The sequence below is a fragment of the Paenibacillus sp. p3-SID1389 genome (genome assembly GCF_025151705.1).
Taxonomy (GTDB): domain Bacteria; phylum Bacillota; class Bacilli; order Paenibacillales; family Paenibacillaceae; genus Fontibacillus; species Fontibacillus phoenicis.
Map to the genome: position 1 here is coordinate 172,550 of NZ_JALXVO010000001.1, position 19,679 is coordinate 192,228.

The 19,679-nt window shown below is 54.9% G+C and carries 13 protein-coding genes; 11 read left to right on the plus strand and 2 right to left on the minus strand.

Annotation, left to right across the window (positions count from 1 at the left end):
* Positions 1–10 precede the first annotated feature (10 nt).
* Together M3G15_RS00735 and M3G15_RS00740 are read right to left on the minus strand one after the other, a co-directional pair.
* Positions 11–904: a carbohydrate ABC transporter permease gene (locus M3G15_RS00735; RefSeq protein ID WP_009224678.1), complete on the minus strand. Its 894-nt coding sequence runs from the start codon at positions 902–904 to the stop codon at positions 11–13.
* A 21-nt stretch (positions 905–925) separates the two neighbouring features.
* Positions 926–1,897 carry an ABC transporter permease gene (locus M3G15_RS00740; RefSeq protein WP_009224679.1) on the minus strand — a complete coding sequence of 324 codons (972 nt, stop codon included), beginning with the start codon at positions 1,895–1,897 and terminating at the stop codon, positions 926–928.
* A 269-nt stretch (positions 1,898–2,166) separates the two neighbouring features.
* On the opposite strand from M3G15_RS00740, the gene M3G15_RS00745 reads away from it, so the two are divergent.
* The 11 genes from M3G15_RS00745 to M3G15_RS00795 all read left to right on the plus strand — a co-directional run bounded on the left by M3G15_RS00745 (position 2,167) and on the right by M3G15_RS00795 (position 19,586).
* Complete coding sequence (locus tag M3G15_RS00745) at positions 2,167–3,768, plus strand: response regulator transcription factor (protein ID WP_260069785.1); 1,602 nt, start codon at positions 2,167–2,169, stop codon at positions 3,766–3,768.
* Entirely contained in the window at positions 3,746–5,572 is a 1,827-nt protein-coding gene (locus M3G15_RS00750; protein WP_260069786.1) for a sensor histidine kinase, read from the plus strand. Before M3G15_RS00745 ends, M3G15_RS00750 begins: the two co-directional genes overlap by 23 nt.
* A 159-nt stretch (positions 5,573–5,731) precedes the next feature.
* On the plus strand, positions 5,732–7,369 hold the full coding sequence (locus tag M3G15_RS00755; RefSeq protein WP_036644921.1) for an ABC transporter substrate-binding protein: 1,638 nt from the start codon (positions 5,732–5,734) through the stop codon (positions 7,367–7,369).
* 170 nt (positions 7,370–7,539) lie between these two features.
* Complete coding sequence (locus M3G15_RS00760; RefSeq protein ID WP_260069787.1) at positions 7,540–8,433, plus strand: ABC transporter permease; 894 nt, start codon at positions 7,540–7,542, stop codon at positions 8,431–8,433.
* A gap of 3 nt (positions 8,434–8,436) precedes the next feature.
* Complete coding sequence (locus tag M3G15_RS00765; RefSeq protein ID WP_260069788.1) at positions 8,437–9,333, plus strand: carbohydrate ABC transporter permease; 897 nt, start codon at positions 8,437–8,439, stop codon at positions 9,331–9,333.
* A 67-nt stretch (positions 9,334–9,400) separates the two neighbouring features.
* Positions 9,401–11,089 (plus strand): type 2 periplasmic-binding domain-containing protein, encoded by a 1,689-nt coding sequence (locus tag M3G15_RS00770; RefSeq protein ID WP_260069789.1) that lies wholly within the window; start codon positions 9,401–9,403, stop codon positions 11,087–11,089.
* A gap of 142 nt (positions 11,090–11,231) precedes the next feature.
* A complete protein-coding gene (locus M3G15_RS00775; protein ID WP_260069790.1) occupies positions 11,232–13,097 on the plus strand; it encodes a sensor histidine kinase in 1,866 nt (621 codons plus the stop codon).
* Complete coding sequence (locus tag M3G15_RS00780; protein ID WP_260069791.1) at positions 13,066–14,658, plus strand: response regulator; 1,593 nt, start codon at positions 13,066–13,068, stop codon at positions 14,656–14,658. Before M3G15_RS00775 ends, M3G15_RS00780 begins: the two co-directional genes overlap by 32 nt.
* Positions 14,659–14,762: 104 nt before the next feature.
* On the plus strand, positions 14,763–16,841 hold the full coding sequence (locus tag M3G15_RS00785) for an alpha-galactosidase (RefSeq protein WP_260069792.1): 2,079 nt from the start codon (positions 14,763–14,765) through the stop codon (positions 16,839–16,841).
* Positions 16,842–16,848: 7 nt separating this feature from the next.
* Positions 16,849–18,957, plus strand: a complete 2,109-nt coding sequence (locus tag M3G15_RS00790) for an alpha-galactosidase (RefSeq protein ID WP_260069793.1) — start codon at positions 16,849–16,851, stop codon at positions 18,955–18,957.
* Positions 18,958–19,376: 419 nt separating this feature from the next.
* Positions 19,377–19,586, plus strand: a complete 210-nt coding sequence (locus tag M3G15_RS00795) for a hypothetical protein (protein ID WP_157273497.1) — start codon at positions 19,377–19,379, stop codon at positions 19,584–19,586.
* The last annotated feature ends 93 nt before the right edge of the window (positions 19,587–19,679 follow it).

Below are 19,679 nucleotides of genomic sequence, written 5' to 3' on the forward strand. Positions count from 1 at the left end.
TTCTTAATTGTTAGCTTTTGATCGCGCCCATCATGATCCCTTTGACGAAATATTTTTGCACGAACGGGTACACCATGATGATCGGCAGCGTCGCCACCATCGTGACCGCCATCCGAATGCTTTCGCTGGAGACCGGGATGCGCTTGGCGTTTTGCGCCAGCTGCTGGGCATCGGTCATCATCGCGCCGGTCTGGAATTGGTTAAGGATCTTGACCAGAACGGCCTGCAGCGTCTTAAGCTCCGGTTTATACGTGTAAATATAGGAATCGTACCAAGCATTCCAGTGGCCGATGGCCAGGAACAAGCCAATCGTCGCCAGCACCGGTACACACAGCGGAAGAACGATGCGGACGAAAACCTGCAAATCGTTGGCGCCGTCGATTTTGGCCGATTCCTCGATTTCGCCGGGCAACTGCTCGATGAAGGTGCGAACGAGGATCATCAGAAACACTCCGATCAGCCCCGGGAAAATAAACACCCAGAACGAGTCAATTAACCCCAACGCCTTGATCACCATATACGTTGGAATCAAGCCGCCCCCGAAATACATCGTAAACACAAAGAAGAACGAAAAATACTTCCAGCCGAGCAAATACCGTTTGCTTAAGGAGTAAGCCAGCATGGAGATACAGATAATCGACACCGCGGTCCCGATCACTGTCCGCAGCGCCGTCACCTGCAGCGCACTCCAGATTTCCGGGTTGCGGAAGATGGTAATATAGCTGGCTGTCGTAAACTCTCGCGGCCAGAAATACAGGTTGCCGCGCAGCGAGTCCGTCGCATCGTTCAGCGAGATGATCAGGATGTTCCAGAACGGATAAAACGTGACGAGAAAGATGCACGTCAGGAACAGGTACAAGGCCGCATCAAACAGATGCTCGGTCATCGTTTTTTGATTTTTCATGCAGTTCCCTCCATGCCAGGTTTAGAATAAGGACTGGCCGTTGATTTTTTTCGCGATTTGGTTGACGATCACCACGATGATAAAGGCGACCACCGAGCTGAACATGCCGACAGCGGAAGCGTAAGAGAACATCCCGTTCTGGATCCCGTAGCGGAACGAGTAGGTTGAGAGCACGTCGGAGTAATCCTTCGTCAAATCGTTCCCGAGCAGGAAGTGCTGGTCGAACCCGGCGTTCAGAATGCCGCCCATGGCCAGAATCAGCAGGATGACGATCGTCGGCTTTAGATGCGGGAACGTGATATAACGGATTTGCTTAAACCGGTTGGCCCCATCCACCTTGGCCGCTTCGTACAATTCCGGGTTGATGGAAGAGATCGCCGCCAAATACATGATCGAGCTGTAGCCCATATCCTTCCACGTATTGCCCAAGGCGACAATCCACCAGAAGTACTTGCCGTTTTGCAGGAACAGGATGCTCTCATTGGTAATATGGAGAAACTTCAGCAACGCGTTCACCGCACCATCCGAGGACAGCAGCGTAACGATAATGTTGGCCGCGATAACCCAGGAGATGAAATACGGCAAATAGGAGGACGTTTGCACGATTTTTTTGAATTGGACGTTTTTGATTTCGTTAATGGCCAGTGCGATCAGGATTGGCATCGGAAACGAGAACAGGAGTGTAATCAACGTCGAAGCCAACGTGTTGCGCAGGATGATCAGGAAATCGCCGTTATTAAAAAAATAACGAAACCACTGCAATCCCACGAATTCGCTGTGGAACAGACTGTACCAGAAACGGCCGAGCGTGGGCTGGTAGTTCACGAACGACATATACAATCCGGCCATTGGAGCATAGGCGAACAGGATCGCCCAGATGAGCGCCGGCAGCATCAAGAGGAACAGGTATTTTTGTTGTTTGAAGACGGGCCAAACTTTCCGGCGCGGGAGGTTCAGGTCCGTGCCTTCACGTAGCTTCAAGTCGGTTTGCATAGCGGCACCTCGCATTGGTTTTCTAGTTCAAGTTCAAGTCAGGACGTCCAGCCTATGGCTTAAAAAAATTATAAGACCCCCGAAAAATCCGTGTCGATAAAGCAAAACATCGAATCATGCTTGAAAATAACTTTCATGCGAAAGGAGGATTCAGCTCCCGAAGATGTAAGCGCTATAATTAAAGTGGACGCAGGAAGTCGTAAGTTGAAAGGACCGTCCTCCCAGGACGGTGATCAGGCATAGAAAGACAACCGAAGGGGGCTTGCGGCATGTACAGCATTTTTCTGGTGGACGACGAGCAATTGGAATTGGAGATGATGCGGGACTTCATCCGTTGGGAGGAGATGGGGATATACGTCGCCGGCGTCGGCATCAACGGGAAGGATGCCCAAGAGAAGATCCAAGCCATTCAGCCTGACATTGTGCTGACAGACGTCCAGATGCCCTTCATGGATGGCCTGGAGTTGGCAAGGTGGGTCAGGGAGCAGTATGACTGGATGCAGATTGTATTTCTGACCGGTCATGACGAGTTTAGTTATGTGAAATCGGCCTTGCACGTCGGAGCGGTCGGTTATTTGCTTAAGCCGCTGGATCTGGAGGAAATCTCCGGAGTAATGGCGCGGGTGAAGCAAAAGTGCGAAGAGGTACGTTTAAAATATAAATCGGTTCAGATGACGAAAGCCAAGTTGTTGAAAGAGCTACTCCACGAAAAATCACCGGTTCGGCAGGAGCAGCTCACCGCCGAGCTTCACAAGCTGGAACGGGGAGGAGCCTCCGGCCCTTCCTATTCGCTGGCGCTTTGCAGCGCGGACCGCAGCGCAAGCGGCATCAACGGCGGAGAGCCCGACGGCACAGGGGAGGCGGGTTCGTTGGAAGCCGCGATCTCCCGTCTGCCCGAGGTGACGGAGGAATATTTCCACGCCGTCCGTAAGGACGCGGTGGTTGCTGTGCTGCAGGAAGGGGAGCTGGCGATCTTTATCGCGGCTGAACCCGAAAGCGGAAGCCAGCCCGCCATGACGCGAGAGCAGTGGGGGACGCTGCAGCAGACGGTCCGGGGATTGTTGGGGCTGTCAGTCACGCTCGCCATCGGCAACGAAGCGGTCGAACCGGCCGGCATCGCCCAACTGTATGAACGGGTGCGCAGCTTGCGAGACGAGCGTTTTTTCCTTGGGCCGGGGCAGATTTTGGTCGCAGGTGACGTCAAACCGGGATACCGCTACGGCACGCTGCCGCCCTTCCCGGAGCAGGCGTGGCTGGAGGCGCTGCAGCAGCTGCGCAGCGAAGAGGCGGAAGCGATGTTGCATGATTATCTCATAAACGTTCGCCAGCTGCGGATCGATAAATCGCTTGTGTACGAGTGGGCGATCGACCTGCTGGACCGCTTGGAGGAACAGATTCACAGTCCGAGCTTAAACGGCCAGGCCGAACCGGTCAAACGTGCCGCCCTGTATCAATCGGTTTACGATTGTCAGACGCTGCAGGAGATCGAAGCGGCGATTTGGCGGGCGGCAGCGCATTATTTGGAGCTGCTGATGGAGCGGGCCACGGACAAGAACGCCAAGCTGGTGCATCAGGTCTGCCAGATCATCGATAATACGTATCATGAGCCGATCACCATTCAAAGCTTGTCCAGCCAAGTGTATTTGTCGCCGAACTATCTGCGCTCGATCTTCCGGGACAAAACCGGGATGACGATTCACGACTATCTGACTCGCATCCGCCTGGAGAAAGCGAAGGAGATGCTGGCGGATCCATCGCTGAAGGTACAGGATATCGCCCAGAAAATCGGTTACGAGAGCACGTCCTATTTCATTTCCTTATTCGTGAAAAACCAAGGAGTCACGCCAAATGAATATCGAAAAAATCTTTAAAGGGACGGAAGGAATGAACCCGATCGCTCGGCGGTTGTCCTTGTTCAGGCATCATTGGTTCGCCAATCTTCGGCTGCGCAACAAGCTGTTTATTATTTTCCTTCTCGTGTCTTTTATCCCGTGCTCCGTGCTGATTTATTATTCCTATACCTCCACGCGGAACACGATTACGGAGCAGACGTACGCTTCGTTAAGCGGGACGCTCAATCAGATCAATACGAACCTTGAAAACCGGCTGGGGTATTATGAGCAGCTGACCAATATTTTGTATATGGATGCGCAGCTGCGGAACTTTTTGTCCAACGATTACGAACAGGCCTATTATTATCTCGATGCGTTCCGCTACATCAATCGGACGATGTCCTCCATGATGATTTCCAACGCGAATATTCAGGGCATCACCATTTACATCGATAACAAGACGTTGTATTCCGATAAGCAGTACATCCGATATACCGAGGAGCTGCCGGAAACGGTGAAGCAGCAAGCGCTGAATGCGGCCGGGAGTCCGGTTTACACCCATATCGAAGATCCGCAAACCGGCACGTCCTACGTCACGCTGGCCCGTTCGCTCAGTTACTTTAGCTTGTCGCACCCTTACGGCATTCTAACGATCAATATCGACGACAAGGAAATCTATTCCCTGATCGAAAAAGAGAACGTTAATAAGAGCGTCTACATCATCGACGAGACCGGCCGCGTGATCAGCTCCGGTGATGCGGCGATGAAGGGGAATCAGCTGTTTGACCTTTATCCCATTCAAGCGGATTTAACGTTGTCCAGCGGGAAATTTGATAAGCGGATTGGCGGACAGGAGTTGTTTTTTACCTACAAAAAGCTACGCAACGGATGGACGACGGTAATTACCGTCCCTTATGACGAACTGCTCGCCAATACGAATAAAGCGACTAAACGGATTGTCTGGATTTCGGTCACTGTGATCGCGGTTGCCGCCCTGCTCATTTTCGTGACGGCGAAGGTGATCACGAAACGGATTGAGGGGCTGCTGCAGCAAATTCGCAAGGTGGAGCGGGGGAATTTCCAGGTTCAACGCATGCCGATGGGAAACGATGAGATCGGGCAGCTGTCGTACGCGTTCCAGAAGATGGCGGCGCGTATTCAGGAACTGATTAATGAGGTATACGTTAAGGAAATCGCCGTAAAGGATTCGGAGCTGACGACGCTGCAGGCGCAGATCAATCCGCATTTTCTATACAATACGTTGTCCTCGATCTCCTCGCTGGCTTTGAAGGAAGGCAGCATGCAGGTCTATCAGATGGTTAACCATTTATCGAAGTATTATCGAATCTCGCTGAACAAGGGCAAACGGGTGGTGTTGCTGGAACAGGAAATCCAGTTAGTCAAAAACTACGTTTCCATCCAGGCCATCCGGTTCCGCGGGATGCTGCATATGCACTACGATTTGGACGAGTCGTTGTTTAACCGGACGGTGATCAAGTTGATATTGCAGCCATTTATCGAGAACTGCATCAATCACGCGATCTGGAGTGAGACCGGCATCAACATTATCGTCAAGCTCAAGGCGGAAGGAGAGGATCTGTTGCTGCAGGTTATCGACGACGGACAGGGCATGACCCGCCAGCGGCTGGAGGAGGCGTTTAATAAATCAAGCAATCAATCCGGCTATGGTATCAAAAATGTCGACGACCGAATCAAACTGGCTTACGGGGAACGATATGGGGTGGAAATCTTCAGCCGGCTTGGCATCGGGACGAATGTGACGATCCGCCTGCCGCTGAATCCGAACGCGTCCGAGCTGGAAACGCGGCTGAATACGGGGTGATAACGAGCTATAGCAGGGGCTCAAACTGAGGGGAGCCGATGAAAGTCGTTTTCCATTATGAATAGTAACATTGCGTTATGGATATACATGGGGGCGCTTTTTACAATTGAGTTGAGCTTGAGGTCCAAGCGCAAATGTACAAGAGAGGGGTTTACGCAAATGAAGAAGAAGCTGCTATTCATGGTATCCTCTATGATGATCCTTGCCCTGCTCGCTGGCTGCGGGTCCGGGAACGCCCCGTCGGCGGGAGGAAATTCTCCTGCGGCGAACGGAGGGACAAACGGAGAGGCGGCAGATGATAAGTCGCCGATCACGTTGACGTTGTTTGACCAGAACACCGGGGATCCGTTTACGAACCCTGTGGCGAAAGCGATTACAGAAAAAACCGGCGTGACCGTAGAAATCCAGCAGCCCACCGGGAATCCAGCGGAGAAGCTGAACCTGATGCTGGCAAGTAACGATTTGCCGGACATCGTGCTAATGAGCCGCGGAAGCGACATCATGAACAAGTATATCTCCTCGGGAGCCGTGATCCCGCTGGACGATCTGATCGAGAAATACGGACCGAACATCAAGAAAATGTACGGGGATACGCTGAAGAAAACGCGCAGTGCGGACGGGAAGAACTACTATCTGGCCAACTGGTACGGCCTGGAGCAGTACCCGGTGTTTGGCTTCCTGATGCGGATGGACTTGATGAAGGAGCTGGGCGTTGGGGATAAGGTGAACAACGGCGAGCCGTTTACAGCCGAAGAGTTCGAGAACCTGTTAAAGGCGTTTAAGGAGAAGTACCCAACGATTGACGGCAAGGAAACCATTCCGATGACGTTAAATGGCGACAACATGAGTGGAGTTACCGGTACGTTCAAAGGAATGTATGGCATTATGCCGTATTACGAGAAGGACGGCAAGCTGCTGAAGGATATCCGCGATCCGCGGTATTTGGAAATGATGAAATTTATGAACTCCTTGTATCGCCAAGGTCTGCTCGACAAAGAGTGGGTGACGATGAAGACGAAGCAGTATGAGCAGAAGCTGGCGGCGGGGAACGTATTTGCTACGGCGGATGCCAGCTGGAACGTGGGCGGAGCGAACGGTTTGCTGAAGGCGGATGCTCCGGACCCAGCTAAGGCGGAGGAAAGACAGTTCTATCAATATAAGGTGCTGGCACCGGGGATTGGACCGGACCAAACGACGTATGGGCCGAAGAGCTCGTTGGGTTGGGACGGTATCTCCATCACCAAGACGAACAAGGATCCGGTCCGTACGATCAAGTTCTTGGATTTCCTTGCCAGCGAGGAAGGGCAGTATTTGATGATGTGGGGCGTGGAAGGCGTGCATTGGGACATGAAGGACGGCAAGCACGTGCCGCGTCAAGAAGTGCTGGACGCCTTCAAGAAGGATTGGGCGGAAGCTTCCCGCACGACCGGGATCCGCAAATGGACCTGGACGATCAAGAACGGACCAGGCTCCGACGGCACGCCGTATGACCTGATCGGCCGCGGGATGAGCGATCCGACGACGGACCTGGCGATCAAGAACCTCGCGGATACGTCGTTTGATACGGCGCCTTATGACAGCCTTGGCCCGGACGGCGGTACACCGGAAGCGATTATGGAGACGAAGGTCAACGAGACGATTAACGAGTACTTCCTGAAGATGGCCCTGGCTCCTAGCGAGCAAGACGTGGTAACCTTGTACAACACCATGATGAAGCAAGTAGAGGCTGCAGGCTTATCGAAACTGGAAGAAGTGTATAACAAGAAGTATCAAGAACGTATGGAATTGTGGAAATAAGACGGCCGTGACACGAGCGGCGGGGGATGAAGGTCCTCCGCCGCTTGTTTTTTGTTTGCACGGTATCTCTAATGTTCTATCAACTTCCAATCAGAACGACAGAAATCCAACCGTTGTTGTATGGTTCCGCTTACATGGCGGCCTTATAATGATCCCCAAGAGGTGATCCGATGCTTTCCAAACTTGCAAAATACCGCTGGCAATACGTCATGGTGCTGCCCGCCGTCGTCCTGCTGTTCCTGTTCAGTTACGTGCCTATGGTGGGCATCCAGGTGGCGTTTCGGGATTTCCAAATCGGCACAACGATGTGGAACAGTCCTTGGGTGGGCTTCGAGAATTTTGCCTTTTTACGGGACGATCAATTTTGGCTGGTGGTGCGGAACACGGTGTACATCGCCGTTCTGAAATTCGTGTTCGGATTTCCGGCGCCGATCCTATTGGCGCTGCTGATCAACGAGCTGCGGCACAACGGGTTCAAGCGCTTCGTCCAATCGGTCAGCTATTTGCCGCATTTTTTCTCCTGGATCGTCGTTGCGTACATTTTGCAATCCTTCCTGACGCTGGACGGCGGGCTGGTGAACCAACTGATCGTGAATCTGGGCGGCGACCCGGTGTTCTTCCTTGGATCCACGGAGTGGTTCCGTCCAATGATTGTCGCCAGCAGCCTGTGGAAGGAAGTCGGCTGGAACACGATTCTGTACCTGGCCGCCATCACGACCATCGATCCGCAGCTGTATGAAGCGGCCAAGGTGGAGGGCGCCGGCAAATGGGCGCAGATGCGTCACATTACATTGCCGGGCATGATGCCCACCATTTCGATCGTGCTGATCCTCAGCATGCCAAGCTTGATCGCTGTCGGGATGGATCAAATTTATCCGCTGATGAACCCGGCCAATCAGCCGGTTGCGGACGTGCTGGATACGTATATTTTAAGAAGCGGCTTGCAGCAGGGGTATTTTGGAATGGCGACCGCCGTTGGGATGTTATCCTCATTGCTTAGCTTGCTCCTGGTGCTCAGCGCGAATCAGTTGTCTCGGAAAGCCAACGGAGAGGGGCTGTGGTAAACGATGCAAACTTCCACAAGCGATAAAATCAGCCAGGGCGTCATCATTTTCCTGATGCTGCTTCTCTGCGCCTCGGTCATCTATCCCTTCATGTATATGCTGTCGATTTCGCTAAACGTTGGTAGTGACGCAGCCAAAGGCGGGGTGTATTTGTGGCCACGGCAGTTCACTTGGGCCAATTACGAGATCGTATTGGGCAACGTCGTTATACGGCATGCCTACTTGATCACGGTAGCCCGAACCATTGTCGGCACGCTGGCCGGTTTGGTTGTGACGTTGCTCGCCGCATTTGGACTCTCTTACGAGCGGATGCCGTTTCGAAGCGCTCTGCTGACTTACGTGCTGATTACGATGCTGTTCAGCGGCGGATTAATCCCGTTTTACATTCAGCTCAACGAGCTTCATTTGCTGAACACGTTTTGGGTGTATATCGTTCCCGGGGCGTTCTCAGCCTGGAACATGTTCGTTATGCTGAAGTTCATTCAAGGAATTCCTGTGGCGCTTGTGGAATCCGCCGAGATTGACGGGGCCAACCCGGTCCGCGTACTGCTGTCGATCATCCTGCCGCTGTCGAAGCCGATGTTAGCCGCGCTTGCCTTATTTACGGCCGTCGGGCATTGGAACGACTGGTTTGCCGGGGCTTTTTTCGTCACGGACCAGAATCTGATCCCGGTGCAAACCTTCCTGCAGCAGCTGTTGTCGGCGCAAGACATGTCGACCGTGCTGGGCTCGAACAACAATATCGAAGCGCTTGCCCGCGGCACCCAGCTGTCCAATGTGACGCTGATGTCGATCAAGATGGCAACGGTGATGGTTAGCGCAATTCCGATCCTTTGCGTCTATCCGTTTTTGCAGAAATATTTCGTCAAGGGAGTGCTCATCGGCTCCGTCAAGGGGTGATGTGATCTCATAGAACACCACGGACCGGCAGAAGCATGTTGAATCATAAACGAAGGGGGAAACGAATTTGAATTCACGAAAATCTTGGACCCGAAAATGGATGGCCGCTGCACTCGCAGCGTTCATGCTCGCCATATCGGCTTGTTCCGGCGGCGGAGGGGGAAGTGAAGGGGCAGCAACGGGCAGCGCGGATGGAGGAAATGCAGGAACAGACGGCGGCGGCGTCGCATCCTTTAAGCTGTGGCTCGGCTGGACGGCGATGATCAACAACAACAGCATGGTGCAAAATTACTGGCGCGAGCATGAGCCGTTTATCGATCTCCAACTGGAATCCACTCAAGGCGATGCCATGACGGCGCTAAATCTGAAGCTGAACACAGGCGGCTTTGAGGATGCAGCGATCTTTGGCCGCAGTGACATCGTTGATAACGCCATGATTCGCTCCAATACGATTCTGCCGCTGGAGCAATACTTCGATATGCCTGACAAGTACCCGGGGTTGGCTTCCATCCCGAAGGAATATTTAGAGCCCATGAAGGATGCGGAAGGCCATATTTGGTCGATTCCAACCTGGTTTGACCAGAATCCGGACGATCCCTGGCCGGGTTGGGCCTCCGGAGGCTGGTTCGTACGTACCGACGTCCTGGAGAAGGTCGGAATGACGATGGATGATCTAAAGACGCTGGACGGCGTGGAAAAATACTTAAGGCTGGCCGCTGAGCAAAAAGATGCCAACGGCAACAAGCTGATCCCGCTCAGCTTCCTGTCCGAGGCCAGCGACGAGAACGTCATTGTGAGCACTTTCGGCGTGACTACGGCGACGGCCGGCGGTGTCATCCCCGTAGAGAAGAAGGGTGACGACTACGTCTTCATCTACGACGACCCGCAATATAAGGCGGCTTATCAATGGATGAACAAGATGTACCGCGAGGGCTTGCTGGATCATGAAGTGATGACCGACAAGAAGGAGCGCTACAAGGAGAAAAACAAAACCGGACGTATTGCGATGAACGCCGGCGGTTTCTTTAATATGGACGCTCAGTTGTGGGAAATCCTTGACGGTCCGACGGAGCCGGCCTGGTATTATGAGACGATTCCGTACCCGCAGGTTGAGGGCGTTAGCAAGCCGGGTTATAACCAGATCATTAATCCGTACCCGGGAAATGACGTCTACATCAGCAAAAAAACGAAAAACCTGGAGGCGATCCTCAAGTTTTTTGATTACACGCTGCAGCCGAAGCCGGAACAACAGCAGGTGGTCAACGAAGGTCCGGCCGGCGTGTTCTGGGACTGGGTTGACGGTCCGCTCGGCAAATGGGAATACACGAACGCGGAATACCAAAAGCTGCACGACTCGGGAGATCAGGCGAAGAAGGTCAGCACCACGCCCGAACTCTATATGACCTCGTCCTACAGCAACGAATGGTACCCGTGGTGGAACTACAATTTGACCGAGCCGAAAGGCCGGCTCAAAACGATCGATTTCACCGAGAAAATCGGCAAAATGGGCACGATCCGCGTCGCGCAGCCGTATGACCGGGTCAAAGCGAAGGCGGGCGGCCTGTGGGAGAAATATTTGCCGGAGCTGGACGCCGTCAAAACGGAATACAAAGCCAAGCTGATCATGGCCAAGGACGAAGCGGCCTTCGAGGAGGCCTGGAACGAATTCCAGGCGGCGCTAGAGAAACGCGCCCACTGGAGCGAGCTGAAGACCGAATGGTATGAACAGCTGAATGTTGAAATGCAGAACGGGTAAAGTGGCCCCCTGCGCCAGAAACAAGGTTGCCCCGATCGATGGATGGATCGGGGTCAGCCCTGTTTTTGCTTGTGGAACGCGATGCGAATCCCGACGTGTGTAAAAGTCCACTCATCATCCGAGGGGAAGGAGTGCAGCTGACGTGAGAGCATGGCTAGAAAACCGTGTGATCCGCTTCACCCGGGGGATGAACCTCCGCAGGAAAATTTTTATCATGTACGGCTTGATTTTGCTGGTGCCCAGCCTGATTCTCGGCGGGGTCACGATGGGCATCGTCGTGCGCAGCTTTCACGAAAATTACGTGGCGACCGTCGACGAATCGATCAAACAAACGGCGATCAACATTGACTATAGCAAGAAAAGCTACGACTTGCTGGCGATCCGCACGGCGACCGACAGCGAGCTCATTGCCCGGCTGGGGCGGGAATATGCGGATATGACGCAGATCATCGACACCGTCGACTATCTGGATCGCAATTTTATGTTGACGAGCAAATATTTGCCTGGGATCGTGGATTTTCGCATCTATCATACCAACTCGACTTTGGTGGAGGACGGTCGGCTCTTGTGGCGGCCGCAGCAGCGGCTTCTGTCCGGTTTGGACGAACGAAGCTGGTACGAGAAGACGATGGCCTCCTCTACGCTGCTGCTCTGGAGCACGGCACCGGACGCACCGGGCCGGATCGTGCTGACGAGCAAAATTTTGAACAGCGCCGGGGAGCCGCTGGGCATGGTCTATATTTTGCTGGACTACAACGTCGTGTTTGGCAATTTGCTGAAACATCCTTTTGCCGATGGCGGCAGCTTGTACATCGTGGATGAGGAAAAGCGTATCTTAGCCACAACCAAACAGGATAAGATCGGCCTTCGCATTCTGGCGGAAGGCTGGCTGGAGGAGGGCGGAACGGATGACAGAAAGAGCGAAGGGGCAGGTAAACAAGCAGACGGAGGCGCCGCCGTTTATGACCTGACCGGGACCAAGCAGCTCGTGACGCTGGAGCCGCTGACCTCCGGGTGGTATGTCGTCGCTCTAACGCAGATGAAGTATATGGACGGACGGAGCATCACGTTGCTGGCGCTGATCGCCGGGACGGCCGTTTTGCTGCTGGCGTTGTCGATGTTTCTGATCACGACGATTATGAATAACGTCGTTCGGCGCATCCGGCGGCTGGGGCATCGCATGTTCGACCTGTCGCGCGGCGAATTTGACGTGACGATCCGCAACAAAGTACAGGATGAACTCGGCGATCTGGAGCTGATGTTTAACTCCATGTCGGAGCGGCTTGGCCATCTGGTGGAAGACATCCGAACAACAAGCCTGCAGGAACGAGAGCAAGCCTTTAAGGCGATGCAGGCGCAGATCAATCCGCACTTTATTTACAATTCCTTAAGCCTGCTGCGTTGGCGTGCGCTGGATGTGCAAGATGACGAGCAGGTCCGGATTATCGATGCATTGACCACCTTTTATAGGCAAACGTTAAACAACCAGGTTGCCGTCATTCCCATCCGTGAGGAATTAGAGCATGTAAAGGCGTATCTGGAGGTGCAGCAGCTGCGGTATCCAGGGCGGGTCCGGATCGAATGGGATATCGACGAGCAGGCTGGCTCCTTGTATACGTTAAAAACCTTGCTCCAGCCGATCGTGGAGAACTGTTACGCGCATGGGGCGATCACAAGGCAACAGGACGCTGTCATTCGGATCAGCGTAAAGCGCGAGGTTGGCTGTATGGTGATGACCGTGTTCGATAACGGCCAGGGGATTGCCCCGGAGCGGCTGGCTGCGCTGGAGGCAGGAACTTACCTTGGCAGCGGTAACGGGTTCGGGACGGCGAACATCCGGGAGCGGCTGGCATTATATTTTGGAGAGGCAGCGGCATTTAAGCTGGAGAGCGAAGCGGGAGCCTGGACGCGGGCGACGATCCGATTTCCGGCCTGTACCGAGCCGCCGATCCTCCGGAAGAAGGGGTGGATAGGAGATGGATTTGCTGAAGGTTCTGATCGTGGATGACGAGCCCTCCAACATTCAGGGCTTGGTGCGTTACATCCGGTGGCGGGAGCTGGGGTATGAGGAGCCGAAGACAGGAGAGTCGGGCGAAGAGGCGTTAGAAGCGATTAGGCAAACGCCCTTCGATGTATTGATCTCCGACGTGGCCATGCCTGGTATGAACGGCATCGAGCTGGTCGCCCGGGCGAAGGAACTGCTTCCTCAGCTTCAAGTGCTGATGATCAGCGGGTACAACGAATTTGAGTTCGTGCAGGATGCCATCCATGTCGGCGCGCAAGGGTACGTGCTGAAGCCGCTGAAGCTGGAGGAGGTATCCAGTCGCTTGACGGCAATGCGGGAAACGGTGGAGAACATGCGCAGGCTGGCCGAGCAAACCGAAGATTTGAAGCGAAAAGTGTCCGGCAGCCAGCGTCTGATCCAGGAACGGGTTCTCAGTGATCTGCTCGCCGGACTTGTTCCCGGGGAGGATAGGCAAGCCTCTTGGGACGGCTTGATGAAGCTGCCAGTAGGGGTTCGCGAACTCAACCTGTTCCTGTTCAGCCTGGATCACTTCTTGTCCCTGAAGCAACGGGCCGAAGAACGCGTGGTGCTGTCGGCCGCATTACGCCAGACGGTTGATGTGGCCTTGTCCGCGTTCAATTCGGTTTGGCTGGCGCAAACGTCCCCCGATGAAATGGTCGCCTTGCAAATGAACCCGACGGTGGAGGACAAAGCGCGGATGGAGAAGCAATTGAGGTTCGTTCAGGTGATTCTGCAGGAGCAGCATCACTCCACCGTAACGATTGGCTGCAGTCCAGCGGCAAGCACCTGGGAGGAGCTCCCCGATCTGTACAAGGAGATGAAGTTCCGCATCGCCCAGGCCCGCTTGATTGCAGATGGGCAAATTGTGCGGGGAGAGACGCCGGATGCCGGCGCGTTTGACGATTACCGTCTGCGGGAGCAATGGATGCCGGAGCTGATCCGGAAAATGGAGGAGGGAGATGCTGCTGCGGTCCGGGACACGATGAACCGGGTGGTGGATCTCCTGTCGGGGCAGCCTTCTTTTTCCTATGTGCAGGCCGTTGGCATGAGCTTTCTCAGCGAGTTGATCCGCACGCTTCGGCGGGGGAGCGAGGCAGACCGGGAAACGAATATCGTGCTTTGGCGTCGGATGCTGGATTGCAGCAGCACAGAGCAAATCATCGAATTCCTGATGGAATGCGTGGATCGGTACATGGCGGTGGAAGCGCGGGAACGGATGAATCAACAGCGCCTTTTGATCCGGAAGGTAGCCGCGTTCATAGACGAACGAGTGCGGGACAATTGGACGGTGAAGCAGCTTGGGGAGCAGTTTAATTTGAACGCCAGCTATTTGAGCGTGCTGTTTAAGAAAGAAATGGGCAAAACGATTTCCGAATACGTTCAAGAAACCCGCATCCGGCAGGCCAAGGAACTGCTGAGCGACCCGAACATTAAAGTTTACGAGGTGGCGGATCGCGTAGGGATCCAGACTTCCGCTTATTTTACCTATCTGTTCAAGAAGCTGGTAGGCTGCACCCCTCAGGAGTTCCGAGATTATCGATAATCAAAAAAGGCATATCCCGTTATCAATCGGAACATCGTTGCATAGAACCCCGCAAGGTTCGACCTTATAATGGGGGCGAATAAGCGGAGAAGGGGTGGAGTTGAATGACCATAAACGGACCTATCACGGAAAAAGTTCGCTTCTGGGCGGAATCAGATACGCATAGGCATTTGGATAACGGGCTTGGCCGCTTAAGCTTTGATCTGGCCGGCGGCACCTTTGCCTGGACCTGCCGCGAAGCGCTGGTTTGGCAAGAGATTCGCAGCGCGTATCGGTGGCAGGGGAGGGAATACCATACCGGTCAGTATGAACACCATGAAGTGATCGGGGAGCCGAAGGAGCTGAACGATGCTTTTGGGTATGGCCTGCAGGTGGGGATTCGTCATGAAAAACCGGGGTTACCGAAGTTGGAGCAGTATTTTTACCTTTATGAGCAGCAGCCTTTCTTCTTGATTCGGGTCGTTGTGGCAGGGGAGGCGGGGCTGAAGCTAAACCGCATTGCGGTGCTGCAGTCCGCCAAGCTGGATTTCGAAAAAGCCGATGGCAACGGGGAGGACCAACTGCATGCCCTGCGCATCCCCTACGACAACGATAAATGGGTGCGTTACATCGCGAAGCCGCTGCCTTGGGAGACGGAAAGCTATGAAGCGGCAGCGTTGTTTTATCCGGGCAGCCGGCGGGGCTTCGTTACAGGCTCGGTGTCCCATGATGTTTGGAAAACGGGCATCCGCATCCGAAGCGAACGGGCTGGCAAGCTGGACGAGTTCGAGCTGTATGCCGGGGCAGCGGGCGTGATGACGCGGGATACGCAGCCGCACGGGTATGTGCACGGGCCGCGGGTCGAATCCCCGCTGGTGTTTGCGGGATACTACGACGATTACCGCGAGGGGCTGGAGGCATATGGCCGTGCTAACGCGGCGGTGGAGCCGCCGCTGAAGTGGGAAGGCGGCGTGCCGTTTGGCTGGAACAGCTGGTCGGCGGCGATGAGTACGCTGGATTACGAGTTGTATACGTCAACTAGTGATTTTCTGAAACGCGAGGTGCAGCCGCTGGGCTTTGAGAGCGGGGAGACGCTCTATATCAACTTCGACGCCTTCTGGGACCGGCTGACGGCGGAAGAGATGGCGGATGCGCTGCGCCGGGTGCGGGAGAACGGGCACAAGCCGGGCACGTATTGGACGCCGTTTGCGTTCTGGGGCAGTCCGGAGCAATTCAGCCGGGAAGTGGAGGGCACAAACGGCAAGTATACGTACGGCGAGATCCTGCTTCGCGATGCAGAAGGGGAGATCGTAGCCGACATTGCCGGCGGTTTGGCGATTGATCCAACGCATCCGGGGGCGCTGCAGCGGATCGATTGGTTTACGGAGAAGATCATTCGCGAAGGCTTCGAATACGTGAAGCTCGACTTCATGGCGCACGGGGCGCTGGAAGGGAAGCATTATGACCCTTCGATCACAACCGGCATCGCTGCTTACCGCCACGGCTTATCTTATCTGGCGTCGAAGCTGTCGCCGGAGGCGGTCGGACGGCCGTTTTTTATCAATCTGTCAATTGCACCGCTGTTTCCGTACGCTTTTGCCCATAGCCGCCGCATTTCCTGCGATGTATTTGGGCAGATCGGGGATACGGAATATTTGCTGAATTCATTGACTTATGGCTGGTGGATGAATGACCGCTTGTACCGATTTAACGACCCGGACCATACGGTACTGTACAAAAGCTTCAATCAGGAAGAGACAGCCTGGCACGAAGGGCGCAGCCGGCTGACGGCGTCGGTCATCGCCGGAACGCTGCTGCTGCTTGGCGACGACTTCCGTAAGGAAGGAGCGGCAGAACGCGCCAAAGCATGGCTTGGCAACCGCGCGGTGATGGACGTCGCTCGTTTGGGGCAAACCTTCCGCCCGTTGGAGTGGGGCTTTGGTGATCGGGCAGCCGATGTATTCGTGCTGGAAGCTCTCGCTTCAGAGACAACCGGCGGCAATGCGCTGTATGTGGCGGTGTTTAACTTCGACGGGACGAGGGGAGCCCGAAAGACGGTATCTCTGGCGCGTGCGGGTCTCGATCCGAAGGTGCTGTACAAGGTTGATGATTTGTGGGAAGGCACGGAACATGAAACCGCAGGTGAGTTGGTCGTTGACCTGAAACCGGCGGAAGCGAAACTATTTAAACTCAGCGGACGGTGATCTGAACATGGCAATTTGGGTGGATGAACAAAATCGATTATTTGCGTTGCAAACCAACGGCAGCTCCTACGTGTTTGGCCTGAATGAGAAGGGCCGGCTACAGCATTTGTATTGGGGAGCGCCGATCGATCCGGCAGAGGCATTGCCGCTGCTGGGGACGCGGGGGCATAGCTCCTTCGACGCGGAGATCGAACGGGAAGCGGAGGAGTACAGCTTCTGGGGCGGTGTCGGGTATGTTGAGCCGTCGCTGAAAGTGACTTGGCCGGATGGGGTGCGTGATTTTTGCCCGAAATATATCGGGTGCCGGGTCGATCAGCAAAATGGGAAAGATACGCTAACGCTGACGTTTCAAGATGAGGTGTATCCGTTTGAGGTTCGCTTGAGCTATGCGGCTATTGCCGAGCACGACGTGCTGGAGCGGTCCGCCAGCTTCGTGAATTTGGGAAGCGAGCCGGTGCTCCTGGAGACGACACAATCGGCTGCCTGGACGATGCCGGCGCTGCGGGACTATCGGTTTACGCATGTCACCGGGAAGTGGGCGGGTGAGTTCCAGCTGCGACGTACTTTCTTATCCGAAGGCAAAAAGGTCCTGGAATCGCGGCGCGGCTTCACCGACGGCCATGCCAATCCGTGGTTTGCCGTCGATGACGGGACGGCGGCGGAGGACCGCGGCGACGTCTGGTTCGGGGCGCTGGCGTGGAGCGGTAACTGGAAGATCGTCGCCGAACAAACCGCGTTTGGTCACGTTCGCGTCACTGGCGGCATCCACGACTTCGATAGCACGTGGCTGCTTGGCCCCGGCGAGACGTTTGCCGCGCCGATGTTTGTCGGCGGTTATAGCGCCGCCGGGTTCGGCGGGATGAGCCGGAAGCTGCATCGCTATCAGCACGATTACGTGCTGCCGAGCCGGGAGCCGCGCAAGGTGCTGTACAACTCCTGGGAAGCGACGTATTTCGATGTGAACGCCCAGGATCAAATGGCGTTAGCGGAGCGTGCGGCCAAGCTCGGCGTTGAGCTGTTCGTCGTTGACGACGGCTGGTTTGGGGCGCGCAACCACGATCGGGCCGGGTTGGGCGACTGGGTCGTCAACCGGGAGAAGTTCCCGAACGGGCTTGGCGAGCTGATCGATCGGGTGCATGCGCTTGGCATGGAGTTCGGAATCTGGGTGGAGCCCGAGGCGGTGAACCCGGACAGCGACCTGTACCGGAGTCATCCGGATTGGGTGTACCATTTCCCGACGCGGGGACGGACGGAGCTGCGCAACCAGCTGCTCTTAAACATCTCCAAGCCGGAGGTCAAAAACTACATCCTGGAGTTCATGACCGATCTGCTTAGCCAGCATCAAATCAAGTTCATTAAATGGGACATGAACCGGACGGTGACGGAGCCGGGGATGAAGGATCATCCGCTGAACCGCCAGAAGGAGATTTGGATTCGGCACGTGCAAAGCCTGTATGAGATCTGGGCCGAGCTGCGCCGGCGTTTCCCGCACGTGGAATTTGAGACTTGTGCGGGCGGGGGATCGCGCATCGACCTCGGCATTTTCCGCTATGCCGACCAGGCTTGGCCCAGCGATAATACCGATGCCTTCGACCGGCTGAGCATTCAGGAGGGCTTCTCCTATGTGTATGCGCCGAAGATGATGACCTGCTGGGTGACGGAGTCCCCTACCGGGATGAACCGCCGCGTCCTGTCGCTGCCGTACCGGTTCCACAGTGCGATGATGGGGACGCTGGGCATCGGTGCGAACCTGAACCATTGGAGCGACGCGGAGCTTGAGGAGGCCGCCGGGTTCGTCCGGCAATACAAAGCGATCCGTCCGCTGGTGCAGTTCGGCGATCAGTACCGGCTGGATGCGCTGAGCCACCTGGGCGTGACGGCGGTCCAATACGTGGATAAGGCCCGCGGGGACAGCGTGCTGCTGGCGTTCCTGCATTCGCAGCGGCTGGGCGATCGCCTGCCTCGCTTGCGCCTGCAAGGCCTCGCGCCGGACAAAGCCTACGCGATCGAAGGGCTGCCCGGCACCTGGAGCGGCCGCAGCCTGATGCAAATCGGCATCGAGCTCCCGCTGCGCGGCGACTTCGACAGCGTGCTGTACCGGATTCGCGAAGCGTAGTGCGCGACCGAAACCCCAGCCGATAGAGGTTGGGGGTTCTTTACGTTGCCTATTTAGCGGTAAAAATGTCCCTTATTTTCCACTCCACCTTGGAAATCGAGGAAATAAGGGACTTTTATGGTGCTATTTTGCAGAGAGAGCGACGAAATGGCGGAATTTCGACCAGCATCCGGAGAATAACGCCCTTTTTGGTCGTTATTTTCTGATATCTAGCCGATGAAGCCGCAATAACGGTAAAAAATTCCGCTATTCCCGCTGAAAGGAAAATTTTTCTTGCCATACTCCCCAATTTAAGCCGGCGTTCGAAGAGATGATCCGCAGCTTCTCGGCTTCATAAACTGATGTGGTTGTTTTTTTGAAGCACGATAAGCTATTTTAGAGGTAACTTATCAGATGAATCGGTGAACAAGGAGGGATGGATGATGCGGCAGGTGGATCTATCGGAAATGATTCGCCCGGCAAGCCGACGGAAGCAAAAGGAGATCATCCGTACTTCGGTATCTTTAAAGCCTGCGCGATTGGAGGCCGAAATCAAGCTGTTAGCACGAAGCGTGAGAAGCCGATTTTTGAAGAGTCTTTCGGAAGGACGCATTCAAATCAACAGCGAGCGAGAATGGACCTTACGCTAAAAACCGGGGAGGGACGTTAGTGTCTACCATATGGGAAAGTGAAGGGTTTCGGGAAAAATTGATCGAGGTAAAAAAATCAGCCCCAAGCGGCAT